The 23,340-nt window shown below is 65.4% G+C and carries 23 protein-coding genes; 11 read left to right on the top strand and 12 right to left on the bottom strand.

The features are described from left to right. Positions 1–14 precede the first annotated feature (14 nt). Together EPB08_RS16065 and EPB08_RS16060 are read right to left on the bottom strand one after the other, a co-directional pair. The gene (locus EPB08_RS16065; protein ID WP_130620137.1) at positions 15–530 is read right to left on the bottom strand and encodes a DUF2271 domain-containing protein; all 516 of its coding nucleotides are present in this window, start codon (positions 528–530) and stop codon (positions 15–17) included. A gap of 12 nt (positions 531–542) precedes the next feature. Then, a complete protein-coding gene (locus EPB08_RS16060; protein WP_130620136.1) occupies positions 543–1,184 on the bottom strand; it encodes a PepSY-associated TM helix domain-containing protein in 642 nt (213 codons plus the stop codon). Positions 1,185–1,413: 229 nt separating this feature from the next. On the opposite strand from EPB08_RS16060, the gene EPB08_RS16055 reads away from it, so the two are divergent. After that, a complete protein-coding gene (locus EPB08_RS16055; protein ID WP_130620135.1) occupies positions 1,414–2,103 on the top strand; it encodes a response regulator in 690 nt (229 codons plus the stop codon). After that, positions 2,100–3,557 (top strand): sensor histidine kinase, encoded by a 1,458-nt coding sequence (locus EPB08_RS16050; protein WP_130620134.1) that lies wholly within the window; start codon positions 2,100–2,102, stop codon positions 3,555–3,557. The genes EPB08_RS16055 and EPB08_RS16050 overlap by 4 nt, the downstream gene beginning before the upstream one ends. Positions 3,558–3,800: 243 nt before the next feature. Here the strand turns inward: EPB08_RS16050 and EPB08_RS16045 are convergent, their stop codons facing one another. Next, positions 3,801–5,207 carry an aspartate aminotransferase family protein gene (locus EPB08_RS16045; protein ID WP_130620133.1) on the bottom strand — a complete coding sequence of 469 codons (1,407 nt, stop codon included), beginning with the start codon at positions 5,205–5,207 and terminating at the stop codon, positions 3,801–3,803. A 36-nt stretch (positions 5,208–5,243) separates the two neighbouring features. Continuing rightward, entirely contained in the window at positions 5,244–5,948 is a 705-nt protein-coding gene (locus EPB08_RS16040; protein ID WP_130620132.1) for an MtnX-like HAD-IB family phosphatase, read from the bottom strand. A 244-nt stretch (positions 5,949–6,192) separates the two neighbouring features. Here EPB08_RS16040 and EPB08_RS16035 point away from each other — a divergent pair, with 244 nt between their 5' ends. From EPB08_RS16035 to EPB08_RS16015, 5 genes are read left to right on the top strand one after another with little or no spacing between them, the layout of a single operon-like run. Beyond that, positions 6,193–7,602, top strand: a complete 1,410-nt coding sequence (locus EPB08_RS16035; protein ID WP_130620131.1) for a TolC family protein — start codon at positions 6,193–6,195, stop codon at positions 7,600–7,602. Next, positions 7,602–8,735: an ABC transporter permease gene (locus tag EPB08_RS16030; protein WP_130620130.1), complete on the top strand. Its 1,134-nt coding sequence runs from the start codon at positions 7,602–7,604 to the stop codon at positions 8,733–8,735. Before EPB08_RS16035 ends, EPB08_RS16030 begins: the two co-directional genes overlap by 1 nt. An 11-nt stretch (positions 8,736–8,746) precedes the next feature. After that, on the top strand, positions 8,747–9,481 hold the full coding sequence (locus EPB08_RS16025) for an ABC transporter ATP-binding protein (RefSeq protein ID WP_130620129.1): 735 nt from the start codon (positions 8,747–8,749) through the stop codon (positions 9,479–9,481). After that, on the top strand, positions 9,478–10,425 hold the full coding sequence (locus EPB08_RS16020) for an efflux RND transporter periplasmic adaptor subunit (protein ID WP_130620128.1): 948 nt from the start codon (positions 9,478–9,480) through the stop codon (positions 10,423–10,425). Before EPB08_RS16025 ends, EPB08_RS16020 begins: the two co-directional genes overlap by 4 nt. Positions 10,426–10,435: 10 nt before the next feature. Then, a complete protein-coding gene (locus tag EPB08_RS16015; RefSeq protein WP_130620127.1) occupies positions 10,436–11,233 on the top strand; it encodes a MipA/OmpV family protein in 798 nt (265 codons plus the stop codon). Between the two features lie 79 nt (positions 11,234–11,312). Here the strand turns inward: EPB08_RS16015 and EPB08_RS16010 are convergent, their stop codons facing one another. Both EPB08_RS16010 and EPB08_RS16005 read right to left on the bottom strand, forming a co-directional pair. Continuing rightward, a complete protein-coding gene (locus EPB08_RS16010) occupies positions 11,313–11,633 on the bottom strand; it encodes a non-heme iron oxygenase ferredoxin subunit (protein WP_130620126.1) in 321 nt (106 codons plus the stop codon). Further along, entirely contained in the window at positions 11,630–12,178 is a 549-nt protein-coding gene (locus EPB08_RS16005; RefSeq protein ID WP_130620125.1) for a GNAT family N-acetyltransferase, read from the bottom strand. The genes EPB08_RS16010 and EPB08_RS16005 overlap by 4 nt, the downstream gene beginning before the upstream one ends. A gap of 165 nt (positions 12,179–12,343) precedes the next feature. Between EPB08_RS16005 and EPB08_RS16000 the strand changes: the two genes are divergently transcribed. Continuing rightward, positions 12,344–14,380, top strand: a complete 2,037-nt coding sequence (locus EPB08_RS16000) for a M13 family metallopeptidase (RefSeq protein WP_130620124.1) — start codon at positions 12,344–12,346, stop codon at positions 14,378–14,380. Positions 14,381–14,499: 119 nt separating this feature from the next. Further along, positions 14,500–15,312, top strand: coding sequence for a tetratricopeptide repeat protein (locus EPB08_RS15995; protein ID WP_130620123.1), 813 nt, complete (start codon positions 14,500–14,502; stop codon positions 15,310–15,312). Between the two features lie 30 nt (positions 15,313–15,342). Here the strand turns inward: EPB08_RS15995 and EPB08_RS15990 are convergent, their stop codons facing one another. From EPB08_RS15990 to EPB08_RS15965, 6 genes are read right to left on the bottom strand one after another with little or no spacing between them, the layout of a single operon-like run. After that, entirely contained in the window at positions 15,343–16,590 is a 1,248-nt protein-coding gene (locus EPB08_RS15990; protein ID WP_130620122.1) for a cysteine desulfurase, read from the bottom strand. Positions 16,591–16,623: 33 nt separating this feature from the next. Continuing rightward, positions 16,624–17,943 carry a Fe-S cluster assembly protein SufD gene (sufD, locus tag EPB08_RS15985; RefSeq protein ID WP_130620121.1) on the bottom strand — a complete coding sequence of 440 codons (1,320 nt, stop codon included), beginning with the start codon at positions 17,941–17,943 and terminating at the stop codon, positions 16,624–16,626. Further along, entirely contained in the window at positions 17,940–18,710 is a 771-nt protein-coding gene (gene sufC, locus EPB08_RS15980; RefSeq protein ID WP_130620120.1) for a Fe-S cluster assembly ATPase SufC, read from the bottom strand. The genes sufD and sufC overlap by 4 nt, the downstream gene beginning before the upstream one ends. A gap of 18 nt (positions 18,711–18,728) precedes the next feature. Beyond that, positions 18,729–19,364 (bottom strand): class I SAM-dependent methyltransferase, encoded by a 636-nt coding sequence (locus EPB08_RS15975; RefSeq protein ID WP_205746375.1) that lies wholly within the window; start codon positions 19,362–19,364, stop codon positions 18,729–18,731. Continuing rightward, positions 19,361–20,839, bottom strand: a complete 1,479-nt coding sequence (gene sufB / locus EPB08_RS15970) for a Fe-S cluster assembly protein SufB (RefSeq protein ID WP_130620119.1) — start codon at positions 20,837–20,839, stop codon at positions 19,361–19,363. Before sufB ends, EPB08_RS15975 begins: the two co-directional genes overlap by 4 nt. A gap of 44 nt (positions 20,840–20,883) precedes the next feature. Further along, the gene (locus tag EPB08_RS15965) at positions 20,884–21,318 is read right to left on the bottom strand and encodes an SUF system Fe-S cluster assembly regulator (protein ID WP_130620118.1); all 435 of its coding nucleotides are present in this window, start codon (positions 21,316–21,318) and stop codon (positions 20,884–20,886) included. 332 nt (positions 21,319–21,650) lie between these two features. Between EPB08_RS15965 and EPB08_RS15960 the strand changes: the two genes are divergently transcribed. Together EPB08_RS15960 and EPB08_RS15955 are read left to right on the top strand one after the other, a co-directional pair. Further along, positions 21,651–21,989 (top strand): P-II family nitrogen regulator, encoded by a 339-nt coding sequence (locus EPB08_RS15960; protein ID WP_130620117.1) that lies wholly within the window; start codon positions 21,651–21,653, stop codon positions 21,987–21,989. Continuing rightward, entirely contained in the window at positions 21,979–23,316 is a 1,338-nt protein-coding gene (locus EPB08_RS15955; RefSeq protein WP_205746374.1) for an ammonium transporter, read from the top strand. The genes EPB08_RS15960 and EPB08_RS15955 overlap by 11 nt, the downstream gene beginning before the upstream one ends. Positions 23,317–23,340: the final 24 nt, after the last annotated feature.

Genomic DNA, 23,340 nt, shown 5'->3' with positions numbered 1-23,340 from the left:
TGTCTCCGTTCGAATTAAGGAGCGAGGTCGAGCTTGACCGCGCCGAGTTCGCTGCTGCCCTTCGCCGCCAACTGCTGCGGGGCGCTGGCTGGCCAGGTGAAAGGCACGCGCACGACTTCGCGGCCGCCCACTTCGCGTGCCGCTTCCACCACCAGTTCGTACTTGCCCGGCGGCAACTGGCCGAGCGGCGCCTTGCCTTCGTGGAAGTTGAGCTTCTGGTCGCCTGCCGGACGCGTGGCGCCGGAGACGCCGTCCACCGGCATCTGCAGGTCGCGACCGCCGCGACGCCACCACTGGCGCAGCTCGGGCAGCCACTTGGTACCGGCGCCCTCCTTGGATTCCTTCTGCGCATACCAGACCGCCAGCTGCGCAGCCACGGTGTGGTCCTCGCGCTCGACCCACACGGCCGTGTACGGACGGTGATACTCCGCCACGTCCAGCTGCGGGATCTGCACGGTGACGTTGAGATCGGCTGCCACGGCAGGCGCGGCGAGCAGCAAGGCGGGCATGGAGAACAGCAATCGACGCATGGGTATTCCCCGTCAATGAATGAAGATCAGAGCAAGCAACAACGGCAGCAGCAGACCAAAGGCCACCAGCGGCCAAGTCGCGCCGCGCTGCGCAGCGTGCATTTTGAGAAGCAGCAGGCCGGTGACTGAAAAGATCACGCAGGCCAGCGCGAACACATCGATGAACCAGCCCCACGCGGCTCCCGCGTGGCGGCCCTTGTGCAAGTCGTTGAGATACGCGACGGCGCCGCGCGAGCTGCGTTCGGCTTCCACCTTGCCGCTCTCGCGATCGATGCTCACCCAGGCGTCGCCGCCGGGACGCGGCATCGAGATGTAGATTTCGTCGGACGTCCAGTCGGCCGTGCGCCCGGCTACATCGATGTCGAGGTTGGCAGCCACCCAGTCGGCCACCACGGCGGGCACGGCCACGCCTTTGCGCTCGTCTTCGCCGGCGACGGCCTTGAGCAGCTGTGCGGGCAATTGCGCCTGGCGATGCACGGTCTGCGCCTTCGCCTCGATCTGACCCGCGTGGTTGAGCGTGAAGCCGGTAAAGGCGAACAGCAGCATCCCGACCAGGCAAAGCGCCGCGCTGATCCAGTGCCATTGATGCAGTTGCTTGAGCCAGAACGCGCGGCTCGATCCAACCTTGTTGTGCAGCCGTGCCGCTGGTTCCATGCCCGCCTTCTTGCCTGTCGTTTCCGCGCCCACATACATGACGGGCCATGCAACCGAGTCGCGCGTCAGCTGTCTCATTGCGGCGCCAGGGCGCTAAGCTCCTTTCATCGGGCAGCCCTTCCCTGACAACGAGCCGGGATCTTGCCACAAATGAGAATCACTCGCAATTCAGTCGGCTTGCGCAGACCCCACCGCACCGTCCAGCCGCCCACCCTATCTGGAACACGACATGCGCATCTTGATCGCCGAGGATGATCCTTCCATTGCCGCGGGCGTCAGCGCCTCGCTGCGACAAGGCGGGCATGCCGTCGATTGCGTGACCGACGGCGCCAAGGCCGATGCGGCGCTGCGCGACACGCCCTATGACCTGCTCATTCTCGACCTCGGCCTGCCCAACCTCGATGGCGCCGACGTGCTGCAGCGCCTGCGCAAGCGCGGCACCGGTCTGCCGGTTCTGGTCATCACGGCACGCGAGGGCCTGCGCGAACGGGTGCGGGTGCTCGATCTGGGTGCCGACGACTATCTGGTGAAGCCGTTCGCGCTGGCCGAGTTCGAGGCGCGCGTGCGTGCGCTGCTGCGCCGCTACACCTCGCAGGGTGCGCCGGAAATGACGCTGGGCAAGCTGCGCCTGGACCTGCCCGGCCACCGCGCATGGATCGGAGACTCGCCGCTGGAACTGACCGCTCGCGAGTTCGGCCTGCTCGAAGCACTGGCCGCACGACCCGACCGGGTCACCAGCCGCGCACAACTGGTCGAAGCGCTGTGCAGCTGGGACGAGGAACTCACCGACAACGGCCTGGATATCGCCATCTATCGCCTGCGCCGCAAGCTCGCCGATTCCGGCACGCAAGTGCGCACCATTCGCGGATTGGGCTACCTGCTCGAGGAATTGAAGGAAGACAAGGAAACCAGCGCATGAGCGAGGCGCCGCGGCCGGAACGTTCCTGGCTGAACCGGCTCACCGAGCCGGACGGCCGGCCCAGCCTGCGGCGCTACCTGCTCTCGTCGCTGCTGGTGCCGCTGATGCTGCTGTTGGTGTTGGAAAGCCTCGTCACCTACGGTGGCGCGTTGATCTATTCCAACCACGTGCACGACCGCGACCTTGCCGACGACGCGATGACGCTGGCGCAAATGCTGAGCCAGGAGGACCTGGGCGGCAAAGTTTCGCCGCAGGCCCGCTTCCTGCTCGAATACGCGCCGGAAGGGCACAACTACTTCAACGTCAGCAGTCTCAATCACGGGCTGCTCGCAGGTGCACCAGGGCTTCGTCCCGCACCGCTCAAGGCCGCCGCGCAGGACGGTGAGCCGACGCTCTACACGACCATGATCGGGCGCCGCGAGCTGCGTGCGGCAACGGTGCGTATCCCCAACCTGCACGACCCCAGCGACCAGCTCACGGTCACCATGGCCGAGACCCTTCGCGACCGCCACCAGCGTGCGCGGGAGATCCTGCTCTTGAGCATTCCCGCGCAGGCGCTGTTGATCGCCAGCGTGTTCGTCCTCGTGCTTTACGGCGTGCGCGTAGGCCTGCGCCAGCTCGATCCGCTCACTGCACGGCTCGCATCGCGCGAACACGATCTCGCCCCCATCGGCGATGCGGACGTGCCCGTGGAAATCCTGCCGCTCACCCGCACCATCGACGGGCTCTTCGCGCGCCAGCGTGGCATGCTCGCGTTGCAGGAGCGCTTTATCGCCGATGCGGCGCACCAGCTAAAGACGCCGCTCGCTGGGCTGCGCGTGCACGTGGAGCGCGCACAGGCCGACCCGAGCAAGGAAACCGTCCACGACGCGCTACAACACATCCTGCGTCTCACCCAGCGCGCCAGTCGCGCTTCCAGCCAGTTGCTCGCCCTTACCCGCGTGCAATCAACCGACCCCACTGAAACCGGCCCGCTGTGCCTGCTCGACCTCGCACAGCTCGTGCCCGAAATGCTCAGCGTGCGCGTGCACGATGCCATTGCGGCAGGCGTGGACCTTGGCTACGAAGGGCCCGCCGGCCCCGTGTGGATCGATGGTGATCGCATCTCGCTGCAGGAAATGCTCGACAACCTCATCGACAACAGCCTGCGCTACGCCGGACGCCACAGCATCGTCACGGTGGGTGTATCCGTCATGCCTGACGGCGCCTGCCTGAGCGTGGAAGACAATGGCCCCGGCGTTCCTCCGTCTTTCCTGGAACGATTGGGCGAGCGCTTCTTCCGCGTGCCCGGCGTGGTCGAAGAAGGTACGGGCCTGGGCCTGGCGATCGTGCAACGCATCGTCGAGCGGCATCGCGCCGTGGTCCGCTACCTCAACGGCGGCACCGGCGGACTGCGGGTGGAGATCGTGTTTCCGCCAGCCCGTACCTCGAAGGCACCCGCGCCTCGTCAGTAGGAGCGCACCCAGTGCGCCTGGTGTTCGGGGTTACCGCTGTTCGACGGACTAGCGCGCTGGCGGCGTCTGCGCTTCGTAGGCTTTTCGCGCACTGGGTGCGCTCCTACACGCGAGGTACGTTTTGATTGGCGCAAAAAAAACGGCGACACACCCGTGTCGCCGCTGTCACACATCCCCTGCATGGGAACTACTTGAGACAAACTTTTAGCAGAACGCCGCGGGATGCACTCCCGCGGCGTCGCATTACATGGCCTTCTTCGCCTTGGTCAGCAACTGGTCGAGCAGCGCGATGGCCAAGTCGATTTCCTCGTGGGTGATGTCCAGCGAAGGCGCGAACGTGATCACGTTCTTGTACCAGCCGCCCACATCGAGCACGAGGCCGATCTTCTTGCCGTTGTGCTCGAGATCGCCTGCCAGACCGATGTCCACCATCTTGTCCAACAGTGCCTTGTTCGGCGTGAAGCCATCGTCAGTGCAGATTTCGGCGCGCAGCGCGAGGCCGAGGCCGTCGACGTCGCCGATTTCCTTGTGGCGCTTCTGCAGGTCCTTGAGACCGTCGAGGAAGTGCGCACCCTTCTTTGCGACGTTGGTCTCGTAGTCCAGCTCGTAGCCCATCTTGATCACTTCCAGACCCAGCGAGGTACCCAGCGGGTTGGAGTTGAAGGTCGAGTGGGTGGAGCCCGGCGGGAAGATGGTCGGGTTGATCATCTCTTCGCGCGCCCACAGGCCGGACAGCGGATTCAGGCCGTTGGTCAGCGCCTTGCCAAACACGATGATGTCCGGCGTCACGCCAAAGTGCTCGATCGACCACAGCTTGCCGGTGCGCCAGAAACCCATCTGGATTTCGTCGACGACCATCAGGATGCCGTACTGGTCCAGCACCTTCTTCAGGTCCTTGAAGAAGTTCATCGGCGGAATGACGTAGCCACCGGTGCCCTGGATCGGCTCGACGTAGAAGGCGGCGTATTCGGCCTGGTTGACCTTGGGATCCCACACGCCGTTGTATTCGGTTTCGAACAGACGCGCGAACTGGCGCACGCACGCATCCGAATACTCTTCCGGCGTCATGCCCTTCGGGCGACGGAACGGGTACGGGAACGGCACGAACATCGCGCGCTCGCCAAAGTGGCCGAAGCGACGACGGTAGCGGTAGCTCGAGGTGATCGACGAAGCGCCCAGCGTACGGCCGTGGTAGCCGCCTTCGAACGCGAACATCAGGCTCTTGCCGTTCTTGAAGTTGCGCACGAGCTTCAGCGAGTCTTCCACTGCCTGCGCGCCGCCGACGTTGAAGTGCACGCGGCCCTTCACGCCGAACTTCTGCTGCGCGTCGACCGCGATGGTCTTGGCCAGCTCGATGCGGGTCTGGTGCAGGTACTGGCTGGCCACCTGCGGCAGCACGTCGATCTGGCGCTTCAGCGTGTCGTTCAGGCGCTTGTTGCCGTAGCCGAAGTTGACCGCCGAATACCACATCTGCAGGTCGAGGAACGGCGTTTCGGCCGTGTCGTACATCCAGCTGCCTTCGCCGTGGCGGAAGATCTTCGGCGGGTCGACGTAGTGCACGGTGTCACCGAACGAGCTCCACTCGGCCTCATCGGCCAGCAGCTCGGCGTCGGGAATCACGACGCCCGCGTTCTTCTCGTAAGCATTCATCAGGAAAATCCGGAAACGTTCAGAAGGGGAAAGCGATCAGGCAACAACCCGATCCGCGGGGATGGCGGTCTTCTCATGCTCGGCGAGCAGGCTGCCGTCGAGCAGACGCGGGAGCAGTTCCAGCGCGTCTTCGAAACCGGTGATCGGCACATACGGAATGCCGGCGGCGCGGCAGTGCTCGATCAGGCGGTGCTTGGCAAATACGAAGTCGACACGATCGGCGGCGCAGAAATCGGACGCGCCATCGCCGATGAGCAGGGTCTTGGCACCGTTGCGGCTGGCCTGGGCGGCCACGGCGCACTTGCAGGTGCCGCTGCGGCAGCCATCGGCCTGGAACGGCGAGGTCAGCTGCCACTTCTGCGGCGGCGTGGCCGGCGCGAGGTGGTTGGCGGCCAACGGCAGATCATCCAGGCCATAGCGGGCCAGGATCTTCTTGATGGCGTAGTCCAGGCCGTCGCTGACGATGCGAATCGGCGTGTTGGACGCGCGCACCTGCTTCACGAACGCCGGGAAGGCGTGGTCGATCCACAGCGAGGAAAGATGCTTGTCCAGCTCCTCATGGTTCATGTCGAGCAGGCCGACCTGGCCCGTCATGCACTCGCGCGAACCGATGCGACCGGCGCGCCAATCCTGCTCAAGCGTTTCCCAGCCAGGGCGGCCAAAACGGTCAAGCAAAGAGTCGATAACGTCTTCAACGGAGATGGTGCCGTCGAAGTCACAGAGAATGGTCCAGCCGCTCACTTAGGTACAACTCCACATCGCGTGATGGTGACACCTTAGGTTCCTGCCCCTTTCGGGCTCCTTTCTTGCGCCGAAACGCCAGCTGCCCGCCCGTTCCATGAACGGCCGTATAAGCTAGTTGAAGGGCGCCTCCGGTATGCTTGGGCACCTATTGGCGTCTCGCGGGTCAAGCGAAACACCATTCCCCACCTGAACATTCAGGATTTTCGTGTTCCAGAGTCGAACCAAACCGGGTCTGTCGGTCATGGATGCTCGGCCCCGTCGCCCCCTGCTCGCCAGCCTGTTGCTGGGATGCGGACTGGCGGCACTGGCTGGTTGCTCGGTCGCGCCCCTGCCCGAACTCAAGCCACCGGTGCCGGATGCCTGGCGCAACGCGCCTGCCGGCGTGGCCCCGCCCACCGCCGACCTGCACGGCTGGTGGCAGGCTCTGGGCGATCCGGCGCTCGACGCGCTGGTTGAACAGGCATTGCAGGGCAACCTCGACGTGGCCCAGGCCGCCGAGCGCGTACGCGCTGCGCGCCTGCTAAGCCGCCACGCGCACGATCCTTACCTGCCCTCGCTGCACGGCCGTACCAACGACCAGATCGACCCGGATACCACGGCCTCGTACTTCGTCGCCGGATTCGATGCGGTGTGGGAGCTGCCGCTGTTCGGCGCATGGCAGAGCAGCGCACGCGAAGCCCAGGGCCAGCTCAACGGGGCCAATGCGGCCCTGCGCGGCGCGCAGGTCACGCTGGTCGCGGAAGTGACGCGGCGCTGGGTCGAACTTCGCTCCGCCCAGCAGCAGGAGCTGATGCTCACCGGCATCCGCGATGCGCTGCAGGAGAAGGTACGACTGGTGCAGGTGCGCACTGGACTGAAGCTCGCGCCACCGCTGGAGGTGGCAAAGGCACAGGCCGACCTGGCACGTGCCGAGGCTGCTCTCGCCGAACCTCGCCAGACCATCAACAGCAGCGCCCAGCAGCTGGCCGTCCTGCTGGGACAGAGCGAACCCGATCCCACCTGGCTGCAGCCCGGCCCGCAACCGAAGCTGGGCAGCTGGCAGCTGACCACCGCCCCGGCGGACATGCTGCGTGCGCGACCGGAAATCGCCAGCGCCGAGGCCGACGTGCTGCGCGCCGCAGGCGAGCTCGGCATGAGCCGCGCGGACATCTGGCCGCACATCGGGCTCGGTGCGTCGCTGCAGTGGTCCGCCAACATCGCGAGCAACCATCGCGTGCACACCGGCGAAGCGATTTTTTCGTACGGCCCGCTGATCGACATCCCTTTGTTCGACTGGGGCCAGCGCGTCGCCGCGGCACATGCGAAGGACCACGAACTGAAGGCCGCCGTGTATGCCTACCGCCAGGCCGTGCTGCAGGGCGTTGCCGAAGCGGAGATCGCCATGGGCGACCTGGAACAGCTGCGTGGCCGCGAAGAGGCCACCGTGCAGGCCGCGCAGGCGGTGCAGACGACGGTGGATGCGCTGAACAAGCGCGCGTCGCTCAACCTCAGCAGCCATCTGGACGTCCAGGACGGGCTGATCGAGAACCACCGCGCGCAGCTCGAAGTCATCAGCGCCGTGGCCGCGCGCGACCTGGCCTACGTATCGCTGTACAAGGCGTTGGGCGGCGCGCCCGTTCCGGCGAATGCGCCGCCGGGGAGCACCAAGTAATGGTGGCGCTGGCACGCAAGACCCTCATTTATGAGTGGCGCCGCTTCCTGCCCGCCATTCTCGCCGTGGGTTTCGCCGGCCTGCTGCAGCTGCTGCAGGCCGCGCTGGTGCTGGGCATCTTCGGCAGCGCCAGCGTCTACATCACCGGCTCGTCGGCCGACCTGTGGGCCGGCTATCCGGGTACGCAGAGCGTGAACCTTGGCCGTTCGATCGACTCGGGCGTGGAAATGCGCCTGCGCATGGATCCCGCCGTCACGGCAGTCGAGCCGTTCCACTGGGTGGATGCCGACTGGCGCGGCCCCAACGACACCGGCGGCGTGTCGGTCTTCGTTTCCGGCATCAACGCACGGCCCGACGGCATGATGTTCGCGCATGCGCTGTCCCCTGCCCTGCGCGCCAGGCTCAACGAACCCGACGCCGTGATCGTCGATCGCGCCGACCTGGACAGCCTGGGCGTGGGCGTCGGCGACAGCGCGGTGATCAACGGTCATCGCGTGCGCGTCGTCGGCGTGAGCAACGGCTTGCGCGCCCTGGGCGGCGTGAACGTGGTCGCCTCGCTCGCCACCGCGTCCGAGCTGGACACCGATCCGACCAACGCCAATCGCATGACCTACTTCGTGGCCAAGCTGCGCGACCCCGCGGATGCCGACGAAATCGCCGCACGCCTGCGCGGCAATCGCGCATTCGGCAACTACGACGTATGGACGGCCGAAAGCTTCGCCCGCCGCTCGCAGCTCTACTGGATGTTCGACACGGGCGCCGGCGCCGGCGTGCTGTTCCTGGCTGGCATCGTATTCCTGGTCGGCGCCGTGATCACCAGCCAGACGCTGGTCGCCGCGGTGATCGGCTCGGTGCGCGAGTACGCCACGCTCAATGCGCTGGGCGTCGGCGTAGGCGCCTTGCGCAAAGTGGTCATGGAGCAGGCGTTCTGGGTAGGCGCACTGGGCTTGCTCGGCAGCACGGTACTGGGCGCGCTCGCCCTGGTGCTGGCGCGTAGCCGCAACGTGCCGGTGGCACTCGGGCCGTGGACCACGCTGGCGTGCCTCGCGCTGTGCATGGGCCTGGCCATCGTGTCCGGGCTGGCGGCGATGCGCAGCCTGCGCCGTGCCGATCCGGCAACGTTGTTGAGGTGAGGGCCAGCGCCATGTCTTCCATTTCGTTGCAGGCCCGCAACGTGACCAAGTCGTTCACGTCCGGCCCCATCCACAACACCGTGCTGCACAACCTCACGCTGGATATGCATGCGGGCGAGCTGACGCTGATCTCCGGCCCGTCCGGCTGTGGCAAGAGCACCTTGCTCGCCATCCTCAGCGGGCTGCAGCGACCCGATGCCGGCCAGGTATTCGCACTGGGCCAGGACCTGGGCGAGCTCAACTCGCACGCGCTGGAACGCTTCCGCCTGCAGCACACCGGCTTCGTGTTCCAGGGCTTCAACCTGTTTCCCGCGCTCAACGCCCTGGAACAGGTGGAGCTGCCGCTCAGCTACCTGGGGCTTGCCCCCGGCGAAGCGCGGCGCCGCGCCATGGCCTCGCTGGAGGAAGTGGGCCTTGGGCCCCGCATGGGCCTGCGCCCCTCCGAGCTTTCCGGCGGCGAGAAGCAGCGTGTGGCGATCGCCCGCGCGCTGGCCAAGGAACCCGGCCTGCTGTTCGCCGACGAGCCCACCAGCGCGCTGGATGCGGCCAATGGCCAGATCATCATCGACATCCTGCATCGCATTGCCCGCACCCACGGCACCACCGTGCTGTGCGTCAGCCACGACCCGCGCCTGGTCGGCCATGCGGATCGCGTGCTCGCCATGGAGGATGGACGTATCCTTAGCGACCGTGTGCCGTCCCCCACATCGACGCCGACGTCGGGCCTCGAGGAACCTTCTGCATGACCCTGCGCCCGCTCTTCCCGCTTTCCCTGGCTCTCGTCACCTCGCTGCTGGCCGCCTGCTCGCACGACGACGCGGACAAGGGCAGCGCACCGGCGGCAGCGACCACCGCCTATACGGCGGTCGCGCGTGGACGCGTGGACGTCGAAGGCGGCCTGCTCAAGCTGAGCATGCCGCGCGAAGGCGTCGTGGCCGACATCAAGGTGCATGAGGGCGAGCATGTACATAAGGGCCAGGTGCTGGCCATGCTCGACACCAAGCCCGCCCAGCTCGCGGTGAACGCCGCCGAGGCCGAACAGAAGCAGGCGCAGGCACAAGGCTGGCTGCTCGATGTTCGCCTGAAGGCGGCGCAGCAGCGTGCCGGCCGCCTCGCCCAGGCTGCCGCGGCCGGTGCCGGCGATGGGCAGAGCGCCGACGACGCTCGCGACGCCGCCCAGCAGTTGCAGGGTGAGCTCGACAATGCGCACGCTGCCGAAGCCATGGCCGTGCAGAAACTGGACGCCGCCCGCTACGAGCTGGCCCAGCGCAGCCTCGTTGCCCCGGTCGATGCGCAGATCGTGGAACGCGACATCCAGCCCGGTGCCGCGGTGTCGCCGCAGGGCGGCCCGGCCTTCGTGCTGCTGCCGGAAGGTGCACGCATCGTGCGAGCCGAGCTCAACGAATCGTTCGTGAGCACGGTGCACGACGGTATGCAGGCCACGGTGATCGACGACAGCGGGAGCGGTGCTCCTTCGCTCAGCGCCCATGTGCAGCGCATTGGTACGGTGTTCGGACCCAGTGCGCTGGAAGAAGACCCGATGATCCGCGCCAACACCCGCACGGTGGAGTGCGTGCTCGCATTCGATCAGCCACCGCCGGCATCGCTGCGCATCGGCCAGCGCGTCATCGTGCAGTTCGGCACCAACGCCCATACGCAGGCCGGTGCGCCGGCAAAGCCTGGCTCCTGACATCCGCGGCATGTCTCGGCGTAGTTCCCCGTTCGCGCTCACGCTGGTCGCTGCTGCAGCACTGTGGTGCCTCATGGCCGCTTTCCCTGCGAAGGCGGACAACGTCACTGACGGCCCCAACATCCTGCTGGGCGGTGGCGTCGAACGCATGCCCGCGTGGATAGGCTCGAGTGATCATCGCAATCAGGCCGTGCCTTACATCCAGGCCGAGCTGCCCTGGCACATCACGCTGTCCACGCTCGACGGCCTGACGGTCGACCTGATCCATGGAAAGCAATGGCGCGGCGGCTTTTATGGCAACTACCAGTGGGGCCGCGATCACGACGAACTCGGCGCACCGCTGGCCGGCGTGATCGACTCGCTGTCGCCCCGCCTCAACGCAGGTGGCTACCTCGAATACCAGGCCACGGTGCAGCTCAACCTGGGCACCACGTTGAGTCATGACACCGATGGCGCTGGCGCGTATCTCAACGTGTACGCCGATTACGACCTGCCGGCCCTCGGCTACGTCGAGCACAGCGTGCAGCTGCAGTGGCAGGGGATGAATGGTCCGGCGATGCGGCGCTTCTTTGGCGTCACGCCGGAGCAAGCAGCCAAGCTGGGGGTCATGCCGTGGTCGCCTGGAGCAGGAAGCCAGCAGGTTTCCCTCGAATACGATGCGTATGTGCCTACCAGTCTGCACACCGGCTTTGCACTGGCCATCAATTACGCTCGCCTGCTTGGCGATGCCGCCCACAGCCCCTTGGTGAAAAGCTTCGGCACGCCCAACCAGCTCACCACCACGCTGGCATTCGTCTACAGGCTATGAGCGTGAGGGAGTGAAGGAAGGCGAGCAGCGAGAGAAAAGCTCACCTCCACCACTCACTGCGCTTCACTCACCGCTGGCTTCAGCGGTCGTCCCGCGTCCAGATCTGTCCGTCCACCTCGTGCACCGGAAAGCTGGCGATCGGCTCATAGGCCGGCGGACAAGTAACGGCACCCGTGCGCACGTCGAAACGCGCGCCATGGCGAGGGCACTCCACTTCGAATCCATGCAGGTCACCGCCGGCGAGTTCACCACCGTCGTGGCTGCACACGTCCTCGATGGCGTAGAGGTCGCCATCGATGTTGTAGACGGCGATGGCCGTGTCGCCGTCCCATGCGACCTTGAACTCGCCTGGCAGCAATTCGCTGCGGGTGCCCACGAAGATCCAGTCGGCGAGGTTCATGCGGCCACCTCCTGTAGCGGCTTACTCATGTAGACGAAACGCAGGTCATCACGGCGGGGAATACCGAACCTCGGCTGGCCGTAGGGAAACGGCCCCGTCTCGCCGGTGAGCCGATAGCCGCGCCGTTCGTACCAGGCGATCAGCTCGGCACGTTGCTCGATCACGGACATGCGCATCGCTATCGACTGCCACTGGTCGCGGGCGATGCGTTCGGCCTCCGCCAGCAGCGCACGACCCAGGCCGGCCATCTGCAATCCGGGGGTGACCGCGAACATGCCGAAATAGCCAAGGCTGCCCTGCTGTTCAACGTGGCAGCAGGCCACCAGGGCGCCATCTTGCTCGGCCAGCAGCACCAGGCTCCCTGCGCGCGCGATCAGCTCTTCGACGTTCGCGACGTCGGTGCGATGGCCATCGATCAGATGAGTCTCGGTGGTCCAGCCACGCTGGCCGGATTCACCGCGATAGGCGGATTCGACCAGCGCCACGATGGCAGGGACGTCGGCGGCTGTGGCCGCGCGATAAACAGGCTGGAATGAAGTAGGCATCCGCCCATGATAAGCCCGCGACTTCCCGACCGCACTGCACAATGACCTTCGACACTGTGCGCCTTTCGGGATCGCTGCCTAGCCTGTGCGGCGGGGCCGCATTGGCCCGCCAACGCACTATCGGCAGTCCGGGTGCGCCTGACGCATTCCACCAAGGGAGAATCCATGAAAAACCGCATTGTGAAACCGCTCGCACTGGCCGTCGGTCTGGCCATGTGCACGGGCGCGCTGGCTGCCCCCGGCGGCGCGTTCGACATCAAGGAGTTGGACACCAGCAAGGACGTGTGCAACGACTTCAACGGCTTCGTCAATGCCAAGTGGATTGCCGCCAACCCGATTCCTGACGACCGCACGCGCTGGGGCTCGTTCGATGCCCTGCGCGAAGGCAGCCTCAACGTGCAGCACGCCATCGTCGACAAGGCTGCCAAGGGCGCAGCTCACGCCAAGCCGGGTTCGATCGAACAGAAGATCGGCTACTTCTACGCCTCGGGCATGGACGAGGCTGCGATCGAGAAAGCTGGCTACGATCCGATCAAGCCGGAGCTGGCCCGGATCGGCGCACTGAAGAACAGCAGCGACATCGCCGCCTACATCACCGACAGCTACGCGCACGGCAATCCGGTGGGCTTCCGCTTCTATGGCAGCCCCGACTTCAAGAACTCCAGTAACCAGATCGCCTATGCGAGCCAGGGCGGCCTGGGACTGCCCACCGCCGACTACTACAGCAAGCCGGACTTCGAGAAGATCCGCACCGCCTACGTGGCGCACATCGCGCGCACGCTGCAGCTGGTGGGCGTGAGCGAAGCCGACGCGCAGACGCAGGCCAAGGCCGTGATGGCCTTTGAAACCCGCCTGGCGTCCGCCTCGCTGGTGCCGACTGAACTGCGCCAGCCGGAAAACCGCTACCACTACGTCAGCGTCGCCGATGCCGACAAGGTGACGCCGCACTTCGACTGGGCGACCTTCTTCAAGGCACAAGGCGCCGACGTACAGGAAGGCTTCTCGCTGTCGCAGCCGAAGTTCTTCGCGGAATTCGACAAGATGCTGGCCGACGTGCCGGTGTCCGACTGGCAGGCCTACCTGCGCTTCCACGCTATCGATGAAGCGGCCCCGTACCTGTCCACGGCGTTCCAGAAGGAAGACTTCGCCTTCAACGCGCAGACACTCAATGGCCAGAAGGAAATGAAGTCCCGCTGGAAGCGCACGCTCGACGCCGTCGAAGGCGGTATGGGCATGGCGCTGGGCCAGCTGTACGTGGCGCAGACCTTCTCGCCCGAATCCAAGGCGCGCGCCCAGGAACTGGTGACCAACCTGCGTGCGGCCTACAAGAACCGCATCGAAAACCTGCCGTGGATGAGCGAAGCCACCAAGCAGAAGGCACTCGAAAAATGGGCCAGCTTCACGCCGAAGATCGGCTATCCGGACAACTGGCGTGACTGGACGGGCCTGCAGGTCCACCAGGGCAACTACTTCTCCAACGTGGAGTCGGCCACCAAGTTCAACTACGACTACATGGTCGGCAAGATCGGCAAGCCGGTCGACCGCACCGAGTGGGGCATGACCCCGCAGACGGTCAACGCCTACTACAGCCCGCAGAAGAACGAGATCGTGTTCCCGGCCGCGATCCTGCAGGCGCCGTTCTTCGACGCCAAGGCGGATGACGCGCTCAACTACGGCGGCATCGGCGCCGTGATCGGCCACGAGATGGGTCACGGCTACGACGACCAGGGCAGCAAGTTCGACGCCCAGGGCAACAACGCCAACTGGTGGACCGACGAAGACCGCAAGGCCTTCGAGGCCCGCACCGACAAGCTCGCCGACCAGTTCAACCACTACGAAGCGCTGCCTGGCAAGTTCGTCAACGGCAAGCTGACCATGGGCGAGAACATCGGCGACCTCGGTGGCCTCAATGCCGCGTACGATGCGCTGCAGATGGCGCTGGCGAAGAACCCGAAGGAAGCCAACAGCAAGATCGGTGGCTACACCCAGGACCAGCGCTTCTTCCTCAACTGGGGTCGCGTGTGGCGCGGCAGCATCCGTCCGGAAGCGCAACTCACCCTGCTCAACACCGACCCGCACGCCCCGGCGCAGTTCCGCGCCATCGGCGCCCCGTCCAACATGCCCGCGTTCGCCCAGGCGTTCCAGTGCAAGTCGGGTGACAAGATGGTTCGCGACGGCGAGAAGCAGGTGAAGATCTGGTAAGCGACTTACTACCGTAGCCCCTCTGACGCCGCGGCTTGCCGCGGCGTCATTTTTTAGTCCGTGGAAACTCGCGCGCAGACCCACTAGGCTGGATTGGGGATTCCAACGGGGGTACGACGATGTTCAAAGCCATGCTGGCCATGGGCCTGGCCGCCCTGCTGTGTGCGGGTGCGCAGGTGTCATTCGCAGCGCCGTCCGCGAGCAGCACAACCGCCAGCCAGCCTTCCCTGAGCACCGGCTCCGACGTCGTGCTGATCTCGGCCAAGGGCAACAACATAACGGTCAACACCGTGCCTGAAGGCAAGGTGCGCGTCGACACGGATGCCGACAAGGTCGACGGCGCGTTCAAGTTGCTCCAGGACGGCAAGCTCAAGGACGCCATGGCGCCGCTCGATGAAGTCATCGAGCACTACGAGTCACGTTACCGCCGTGACGATATAGCCGTCTATAGCGCGCACGGCGAAAGCGATGCACTCGTCTATGCCATGCTCAACAACGTCAGCGGCAAGGCCAGGGAAACCATCGTATTCGGCCGCGCCTGGGCCATGGCCTACTGGATGCGAGGCTACATCTACGGCGAAATGAACCAACTCGACCAGGAGATCGAAGAGCTCGACAAGGCGCTGGCGCTCGCGCCCATGGACCCGCAGTACAACAACGAACTTGGCTACGCGTACGGACAGAAACGCGACTTCGTCAAGGCGTTGGAGCTGTACGACACCGCCGAAGCGAACGCGACATTCGCGTCCTCCCCGCAGCTGGTGGATCGCTACAAATGCGTATCGCTGCGCGGCAAGGGTTACGCACTCGTCGAACTTCACAAGCTGGACGAGGCCGAGTCCGCCTACAAGGGCTGCCTTGCCATCATCCACGATGAACCCAAGTCCCTTGCGGAGCTGGAATACATCAAGGGCATTCGCAGCAAGCAGTGAACGCCGGCCACCAACCGCCCCGCAAGCGGCTTACATCAGCAGTTTGCGAACCTTGAGCAGCGCAGTGATGAAAGCGTCGATTTCCTCGCGCGTGTTGTAGAACGCGAGCGACGCGCGCAGCGTGGCGGGCACCTTGAAGTGGTGCATCAGCGGATGGGCGCAGTGGTGGCCCGAGCGCACGGCGACGCCCTGCAGATCTAGCAGGGTGGCGAGGTCGGTGGCCTGCGCTCCTTCGATCAGGAACGAAATGACCGGTTCCTTCTCCCGCGCCTCGCCGAACAGGCGCAGGCCCGGTACTTCGCGCAGCCGTTCGGTGGCGTAGGCCAGCAGTTGCTGCTCCCACGAGTGGATCGCGTCGAAGCCCACCGAATGGTAGTAGTCGATGGCGGCACCAAGGCCCACGAAACCAGCGATGTTCGGCGTGCCCGCCTCGAACTTGTGCGGCGGCTCGGCGAAAGAGGTGCCATCGAAGCGCACTTCGCGAATCATCTCGCCACCACCGAAGAACGGCGGCATCGCTTCCAGGTGTTCCTTGCGCGCCCACAGCGCGCCAGTGCCCGTCGGCGACAGCATCTTGTGGCCGGTGAGTGCATAGAAGTCGCAGCCCAGCGCCTGTACGTCGACCGGACGGTGCGGCACCGCCTGCGAGCCGTCCACCAGCAGCGGGATGCCGCGCTTGCGGCACTCCCTGGCGATCTCCTTCACGGGATTGACCGTGCCCAGCACGTTGGAAACATGGGTGACGCAGGCCAGTTTCACGTCCGGCGTCAGCATCTCGATGTACTTCTCGACGATCAGCTCACCGCGCTCGTCGATCGGTGCGGCCTTCACGGTGGCGCCCGTACGCGCTGCCATCAGCTGCCACGGCACGATGTTGGCGTGGTGCTCCATCACCGTAGTGAGGATGGCGTCGCCCGCCTTCAGGCGCGGCAACGCGTAGCTGTAGGCAACGAGGTTGATCGATTGCGTGGTGCCTGAGGTCAGCACCAGCTCGTTGCTCGAGGTGGCGTTGATGAAGCGGGCCAGCTTGTTGCGCGCACCTTCGTAGGCAGCCGTGGCCTCCTCGCCGAGCTGGTGCACGGCGCGCGAGACATTGGCGTTGTGGCGGCGGTAATGATTGTCCACCGCCTCGATCACGCTTGCCGGCTTCTGGCTGGTGTTGGCGTTGTCGAAATAGATCAGCGGCTTGTCGTGCACGGTGCGCGACAGCAAGGGGAAGTCGGCGCGAATGCGCTGCACGTCGAAAACGGTGGGGCTCGGTTTGGTCTGTGCGTTCATCGGATCATTCGCCTTGTAGCCGGTGGACTGCCTTCACGCGGAAGGCAGGTGCGCCATGAGCTGCTGGTCGAGGTGCTCGCGCAATGCGTCGTTGTCCAGCGATTCGAACACGGCACGGCAGAAAGCCGCCGTCAGGATGGCCCTGGCTTCGGTCAACGGAATGCCACGCGAGCGCAGGTAGAACAGCGAACGTTCGTCCAGCTGGCCGACCGTGGCGCCGTGGGCGGCCTTCACTTCGTCCGCGTAGATTTCCAGCTCGGGTTTGGTGTCGATTTCGGCCTGGCCCGACAGCAGGAGGTTCTTGCTGCTTAGGCTGGCATCGCTGCCATCCGCACCCGGCGCAACCACGATGGCGCCGCGGAACACGCCGCGCGAACGCTGGTCGGCCACGCCACGCCAGATCGAATCGGAGGCGGTGTTGAGCGCCTGGTGGCGCAGCGCCATCTGCGTATCGACATGCTGGCGACCGTTGAGCACGAACACGCCGCGCGTCTCCATGCGTGCGCGGTCGCCCGCCAGCGTGGCATGCAGGTCGTGGCGCACCAGTGCACCGCCCAGCTCCAGTACATAGAGCGAGGCTTGCGCGTCCTCATCCAGCTGGACGCTGTTGTGGCGCACCAGCGTGCCGCCAGCCGAACTGTTCTGCAGCGTCACATGGCGCAGCTGAGCGCCCTTGCGCAGCACAACGTCGGCGACCTGCGTACCCAGGTGTTGCTGCTCGCCACTGGCCACGTGGTGCTCCACCAGCGACAGCTCGGCGTCCTCACCCAACTCGACGATGTGGCGAACGTGCCAGGCCAGGTCGCTCTCTGCGGCAGCACCGATCATGACCAGATGCACCGCCTGCGCCACTTTTGCGCCGGCAGCCACGCGCAGCACCACGCCATCGCCGGCCAGCGCGGCATTGAGGCGTGCAAACGCATCGCCGCCTTCGCGGTAGTGACGGGACAAGGCGAACCGCAGCGGTTCGGCGTCGCCATTGAGCGCGTGCGACAGCGGCAACAGGCTCAGCCCCGCCGGCAAGCTGTCGATGCGGGAAAGGTCGGCGCGAAACACGCCATTCACGAAGACGAGCGCCGGGCCGTCCACGCCCGGCAGCGCGTAGGTGGCGTCATCCACCGCACGCGTGGCAGCCTGGGCATCGCCCGGTTCAAAACGGCGCTGGCCCAGTGCGCGCAGCGCGGTGTACTTCCAGGCCTCCATGCGCGTGTCCGGCAAACCGGCCGCGGCGAAGGCCTCGAGATTTTCGCGGCGTGCCGCGTCCAGCCAGCCGATCCCACTGCCCGGCAGCTGCGCCTGCGCGGCAGCCTCCAGCAGCGACTCGACGAATGGCGTGCGTTGCGCTTCGCTCATGCCGAAGCTCCGGTAAGCGCCGGATCCTTGTCCGCCACCCAGGCGTAGCCGTGTTCTTCCAGCTTGAGCGCCAGCGTCTTGTCGCCGCTCTCCACGATGCGGCCATCGGCCAGCACGTGCACGAAGTCCGGCTCGATGTAGTCGAGCAGGCGCTGGTAGTGCGTGATCACCAGGAAGCCGCGCTCGGTCGAACGCAGCGCGTTGACGCCTTGGGCCACCTGCTTGAGCGCGTCGATGTCCAGGCCCGAGTCGGTCTCGTCGAGGATCGCGAGCTTCGGCTCGAGCACGGCCATCTGGAAGATCTCGTTGCGCTTCTTCTCACCGCCCGAGAAGCCTTCGTTCACGGCGCGGTGCAGCAGCTCGTCGGAGATCTGCATGATCTTCAGCTTCTCGCGCACCAGCTTCAGGAACTGCATGGAATCCAGTTCCTTCTCGCCGCGCTGCTTGCGCTGCGCATTGAGCGCGGCACGCAGGAAGTAGGTGTTGTTCACGCCCGGAATTTCCACCGGGTACTGGAAGGCCAGGAACACGCCGGCAGCAGCACGCTCTTCCGGTTCCAGCGCCAGCAGGTCGACACCGTTGAAGGTCACCGAGCCTTCGGTCACCTCGTAACCGTCACGACCGGACAGCACATTGCCCAGCGTGGACTTGCCGGCGCCGTTCGGCCCCATGATCGCGTGCACCTCGCCCGGGTTCACGGTGAGCGTGAGGCCCTTGAGGATGTCCTTGCCCTCGACGCGGGCGTGCAGGTTTTCGATCTTCAGCATGGTGGTTACTCGGTGGAATCAGGTGTTGTCGTCGCTGCCGCGACGAAGCACGACATAGGTAAAGGCTTGTTCGCTGCCCGACGGCGTGCGGTGCACGTCACGGCTGTCGGTCACGCGGGTGAAGTTGGGTTCAAAAAGCGTGGCGAGCGTTTCGGCGTCATAACGCGCAACGGGGAGTCCGCTGCAATGCTCCGGGCCATCGTCGGCAAACGTCCCGATGACCAGGTGACCACCGATCTTCACGGCCCCCGCGGCGGCGGCGACATAGCGCGCACGCTCATCGGCGTCGGTGAGGAAGTGGAACACCGCGCGGTCGTGCCACAGCGCGAAATGCGCGGCCGGCAGTTCGGCATGCGTCACATCGCCGACGATCCAGTGCACGGCATGGGTCTGCGTGCCCAGGCGCTGCTGGGCCTCGGCCATGGAGACGGCGGAAAGATCCAGCACGCTGACATCATCAAAATCGCGCGCCAGCAGGTCGTCGACCAGGGTGGAGCGGCCGCCGCCGACATCGATCACCGGTTGCGCGCGTGGCACATCCAGCGCGTCGATCAGGCGCAGCGACTCATCGAGATGCGGGCGGAACCAGCTGGTCTGCGCCTCGCTTTTCCCGCCATAGACGGTATCCCAATGCGTGGTCCGCAAAGGACTCATCCCACCGCACCTTCCAGCGAGACTTCCAGCAGCTTCTTCGCTTCCACCGCGAACTCCATCGGCAGCTCGCGGAACACCTGCTTGCAGAAGCCGTCGACGATCATCGACACGGCGTCTTCCTCGCCGATGCCGCGGCTGCGGCAATAGAACATCTGGTCATCGGAGATCTTCGAGGTGGTGGCCTCGTGCTCGACGATGGCGGTCGGGTTCTTCACTTCCATGTACGGGAAGGTGTGCGCACCGCACTTCTTGCCGATCAGCAGCGAATCGCACTGCGTGTAGTTGCGCGCACCCTCGGCGCCCTTCTCCACCTTCACCAGGCCACGGTAGCTGTTGTTGCTGCGACCGGCACTGATGCCCTTCGACACGATCTTGGACTTGGTGCCCTTGCCGATGTGGATCATCTTGGTGCCGGTGTCGGCCTGCTGGCGATGGTGCGTCAGCGCCACCGAGTAGAACTCGCCCACCGAGCGATCGCCGCGCAGCACGCAGCTGGGATATTTCCAGGTGATGGCCGAACCGGTCTCGACCTGCGTCCACGAGATCTTCGAATCATTGCCGCGACAATCGCCACGCTTGGTTACGAAGTTGTAGATGCCGCCGACGCCATTCTCGTCGCCCGGATACCAGTTCTGCACCGTCGAATACTTGATCTGCGCGCGCTCCAGCGCCACCAGCTCAACGACCGCGGCATGCAGCTGGTTCTCGTCGCGCATCGGCGCGGTGCAACCTTCGAGGTAAGACACATAAGCGTCGTCTTCGCACACGATCAGCGTGCGCTCGAACTGTCCGGTGTTGATGGCATTGATGCGGAAGTAGGTGGAAAGCTCCATCGGGCAGCGTACGCCCTTGGGCACGAACACAAACGACCCATCGGAAAATACCGCCGAGTTGAGCGCTGCGAAGAAGTTGTCGCCGGTCGGCACGACGCTACCGAGGTATTTCTGCACCAGCTCGGGATGCTCGCGGATCGCTTCGCTCATCGAGCAGAAGATCACGCCAGCCTCGGCCAGTTCCTTGCGGAAGGTAGTGCCCACGGACACTGAGTCGAATACCGCATCTACCGCGACGCCGGCGAGCTTCGCGCGCTCGTGCAACGGAACGCCGAGCTTGTCGTAGGTTTCCAGCAGCTTCGGATCAACCTCGTCCAGCGATTTCGGAGCGGACTTCGGTGCGGCGTAGTAGCTGATCGACTGGTAGTCGATCGGCGCCAGCTTGAGCTTGGCCCAGTCCGGCATGGGCATGGTGAGCCAGTGGCGATACGCCTTGAGGCGCCACTCGGTCATCCACTCCGGCTCCTTCTTGAGCGCGGAGAGCTGGCGCACGATGTCCTCGGACAGGCCCGCCGGCAGATAGTCGGTCTCGATGTCCGTGACGAAGCCCGCTTCGTAGCGACGGCCCAGCGCGGCGGCCACTTCGGCGTTGTCGCGAAGCGTGGCGGGGGTGTCGCTGCGGTCGGTGGTTTCGGTAGTCATATCGATCTTCGTGTCGTCGTCGTGGTCGGTCGCTGCGGGATCGGTCAGCCGATCAGGGTCGCGTCGATGCGGCGACTGGGAGGTTTGAGCATGTCGGAGAGGCTGACGGCGCGCAGTGCGTGATCCACCACGCTGTTCACGCGCTGCCAGTTGGATCGCACGCCGCATTGCGACTCGCGATCACACTGGCCCACGGCGACGCTGCATTCGGTCATGCCGATGGGGCCTTCCAGCGCTTCGACGATCTGCGCCAGGGTGATCTCCCCGGCCGGTCGTGCAAGGCGGTAGCCGCCATTGACGCCGCGGAAGGACTCCACCAGCCCCGCATGGCCCAGCGACTTGAGCAGCTTGCTCACGGTGGGCAGTTCCAGATGCGTCTCATCGGCGATCTGCGCCGTGCTGAGCACGTCGTCGGGATGGGCGGCGATGCAGGTCATCACCACCGTGGCGTAGTCGGTGAGGCGGCTGACACGGAGCATGGGGAGCGGCCGGAAGGGACTGCGGGAATCGGTACCAAAATGGTACTGATTAATGCCCAAAGGGTCAAACCGTGGCGGTGCACCAAAAGCGGGATTGGCCCTCTCCGATACGCACCTGGACTGGGCAATTTCACGTAAGAATCGAGCGCCACACCCATCTCCTCACCGTCATCCCCGCGCACGCGGGGATCCAGCGCCTTCCGCAACCCCTTGAAGTCACTGGATTCCTGCATTCGCAGGAATGACGGCGTTGAAACCGAGTCGGCCCGTCCACCGCCATGGCACGCATCCTGCTGCACCGCGACATATCCATGTCACGGGGAGCGTTGGGGATGAAATGGATCACGGCGATCATCAAGCCGTTCACGCTGGACGACGTCCGGCAGGCGCTGACCGAGGTGGGCGTGACGGGCATGACCGTCACGGAGGTGAAGGGTTTCGGCCGCCAGCACGGGCATACCGAGCTGTATCGCGGGGCCGAGTACGTCGTCGACTTCCTGCCCAAGCTGAAGCTGGAGGTCGCGGTGGCCGATGAGCAGGTCGACCAGGCCATCGAGGCCATCATCGGCTCGGCGCGTACGGGCAAGATCGGCGACGGCAAGATCTTCGTGAGCGACCTGGAGCAGGCCATCCGCATCCGCACGCAGGAGGTCGACGTCGATGCGCTTTGACCGAAAGGCCGCCCGCCCCCTGCTTGCACTCGTCGGACTGCTCGCCACCGCGCCCAGCTGGGCCCAGGCGGCCGCCGCGCCGACGCATATAGATAGTGGCGACACGGCCTGGATGCTGACCGCCACGGCCTTCGTGCTGCTGATGACCCTCCCTGGCCTGGCGCTGTTCTACGGCGGCATGGTGCGCGCGAAGAACCTGCTGTCGGTGCTGATGCAGTGCTTCGCCATCACCGCGTTGGTCACCGTGCTGTGGCTGCTCTACGGCTTCTCGCTGGCGTTCAGCACCGAGGGCATGCACGCGGGCGTGACCAACCTGCACTCCTTCATCGGCGGACTGGATCGCGTGCTGCTCGCGGGCCTGAAACCCGACTCGCGCTATCAGACGGTGCCGGAAAGCGTCTTCGTGATGTTCCAGCTGACCTTCGCGATCATCACGCCGGCGCTGATCATCGGTGCCTTTGCCGAGCGCATGAAGTTCAGCGCGCTCCTGTGGTTCAGCGGACTGTGGCTCACCATCGTCTACCTGCCGGTGGCGCATATGGTGTGGAGCGGCCCCGGCTCGTTCCTCGGCGACCTGGGCGTGATCGATTTCGCCGGCGGCACCGTGGTCCACATCAACGCGGGCATCGCCGGCCTTATCGCCTGCCTGGTGATCGGCAAGCGTCGCGGCTATCCCAACGTGCCCATGCCACCGCACAACCTCGGCTACACGGTGGTGGGCGCGAGCCTGCTATGGCTGGGCTGGTTCGGTTTCAACGCCGGCTCGGCCGTGGCCGCCAACGGCAGCGCCGGCATGGCCATGCTGGTGACACAGATCGCCACCGCTGCCGCCGCCCTGGGCTGGCTCGCCGCAGAGTGGATCGTGCATGGACGTCCGAGCGTGCTCGGCATCGTCTCCGGTGCCGTCGCCGGACTCGTCGCCGTGACGCCCGCTGCCGGCACGGCCGGTCCGGGCGGCGCATTGGTGCTCGGCCTTATCGCCGGCGTGGTCTGCTTCTTCAGCGCCACGCGACTCAAGCACAAACTGGGCTACGACGATTCGCTCGACGTGTTCGGCGTGCATGCGATTGCGGGCATCGTCGGCGCGCTGCTCACTGGTCCGCTGGCCTCACCCAAGCTGGGCGGATTCGGCGCGGTGGAATCGCTGTGGGGACAACTCTGGATCCAGGCGAAGGGTGTGGGCTTCACGGTGATCTGGAGCGCCGTGCTGAGCCTGGTCATCCTGAAGCTGATCGACTGGACGCTGGGCCTGCGCGTGGATGACGAACAGGAAATGATCGGCCTCGACATCGCGCTGCACGAAGAGAAGGCCTACAACCTGTCTTGATTAAAGCCCTCTCCCCTTTGGGGA

This window comes from Dyella amyloliquefaciens (assembly GCF_004296575.1).
GTDB lineage: Bacteria > Pseudomonadota > Gammaproteobacteria > Xanthomonadales > Rhodanobacteraceae > Dyella > Dyella amyloliquefaciens.
Note: the sequence above shows the minus strand (reverse complement) of the source record. Positions and strands in the feature narration are given on the sequence as shown.

Coding starts and splice junctions, on each gene's coding strand:
- EPB08_RS16020 (WP_130620128.1), top strand. CDS start 9,478: ATGACCCTGCGCCCGCTCTTCCCGCTTTCCCTGGCTCTCGTCACCTCG.
- EPB08_RS15965 (WP_130620118.1), bottom strand. CDS start 21,318: ATGCTCCGTGTCAGCCGCCTCACCGACTACGCCACGGTGGTGATGACC.
- sufC (WP_130620120.1), bottom strand. CDS start 18,710: ATGCTGAAGATCGAAAACCTGCACGCCCGCGTCGAGGGCAAGGACATC.
- EPB08_RS15960 (WP_130620117.1), top strand. CDS start 21,651: ATGAAATGGATCACGGCGATCATCAAGCCGTTCACGCTGGACGACGTC.
- EPB08_RS16065 (WP_130620137.1), bottom strand. CDS start 530: ATGCGTCGATTGCTGTTCTCCATGCCCGCCTTGCTGCTCGCCGCGCCT.
- EPB08_RS16055 (WP_130620135.1), top strand. CDS start 1,414: ATGCGCATCTTGATCGCCGAGGATGATCCTTCCATTGCCGCGGGCGTC.
- EPB08_RS16045 (WP_130620133.1), bottom strand. CDS start 5,207: ATGAATGCTTACGAGAAGAACGCGGGCGTCGTGATTCCCGACGCCGAG.
- EPB08_RS15990 (WP_130620122.1), bottom strand. CDS start 16,590: ATGAACGCACAGACCAAACCGAGCCCCACCGTTTTCGACGTGCAGCGC.
- EPB08_RS16030 (WP_130620130.1), top strand. CDS start 7,602: ATGGTGGCGCTGGCACGCAAGACCCTCATTTATGAGTGGCGCCGCTTC.
- EPB08_RS16050 (WP_130620134.1), top strand. CDS start 2,100: ATGAGCGAGGCGCCGCGGCCGGAACGTTCCTGGCTGAACCGGCTCACC.
- sufB (WP_130620119.1), bottom strand. CDS start 20,839: ATGACTACCGAAACCACCGACCGCAGCGACACCCCCGCCACGCTTCGC.
- EPB08_RS15995 (WP_130620123.1), top strand. CDS start 14,500: ATGTTCAAAGCCATGCTGGCCATGGGCCTGGCCGCCCTGCTGTGTGCG.
- EPB08_RS16010 (WP_130620126.1), bottom strand. CDS start 11,633: ATGAACCTCGCCGACTGGATCTTCGTGGGCACCCGCAGCGAATTGCTG.
- EPB08_RS16000 (WP_130620124.1), top strand. CDS start 12,344: ATGAAAAACCGCATTGTGAAACCGCTCGCACTGGCCGTCGGTCTGGCC.
- EPB08_RS16035 (WP_130620131.1), top strand. CDS start 6,193: ATGGATGCTCGGCCCCGTCGCCCCCTGCTCGCCAGCCTGTTGCTGGGA.
- EPB08_RS16025 (WP_130620129.1), top strand. CDS start 8,747: ATGTCTTCCATTTCGTTGCAGGCCCGCAACGTGACCAAGTCGTTCACG.
- EPB08_RS16015 (WP_130620127.1), top strand. CDS start 10,436: ATGTCTCGGCGTAGTTCCCCGTTCGCGCTCACGCTGGTCGCTGCTGCA.
- sufD (WP_130620121.1), bottom strand. CDS start 17,943: ATGAGCGAAGCGCAACGCACGCCATTCGTCGAGTCGCTGCTGGAGGCT.
- EPB08_RS15975 (WP_205746375.1), bottom strand. CDS start 19,364: ATGAGTCCTTTGCGGACCACGCATTGGGATACCGTCTATGGCGGGAAA.
- EPB08_RS15955 (WP_205746374.1), top strand. CDS start 21,979: ATGCGCTTTGACCGAAAGGCCGCCCGCCCCCTGCTTGCACTCGTCGGA.
- EPB08_RS16005 (WP_130620125.1), bottom strand. CDS start 12,178: ATGCCTACTTCATTCCAGCCTGTTTATCGCGCGGCCACAGCCGCCGAC.
- EPB08_RS16060 (WP_130620136.1), bottom strand. CDS start 1,184: ATGGAACCAGCGGCACGGCTGCACAACAAGGTTGGATCGAGCCGCGCG.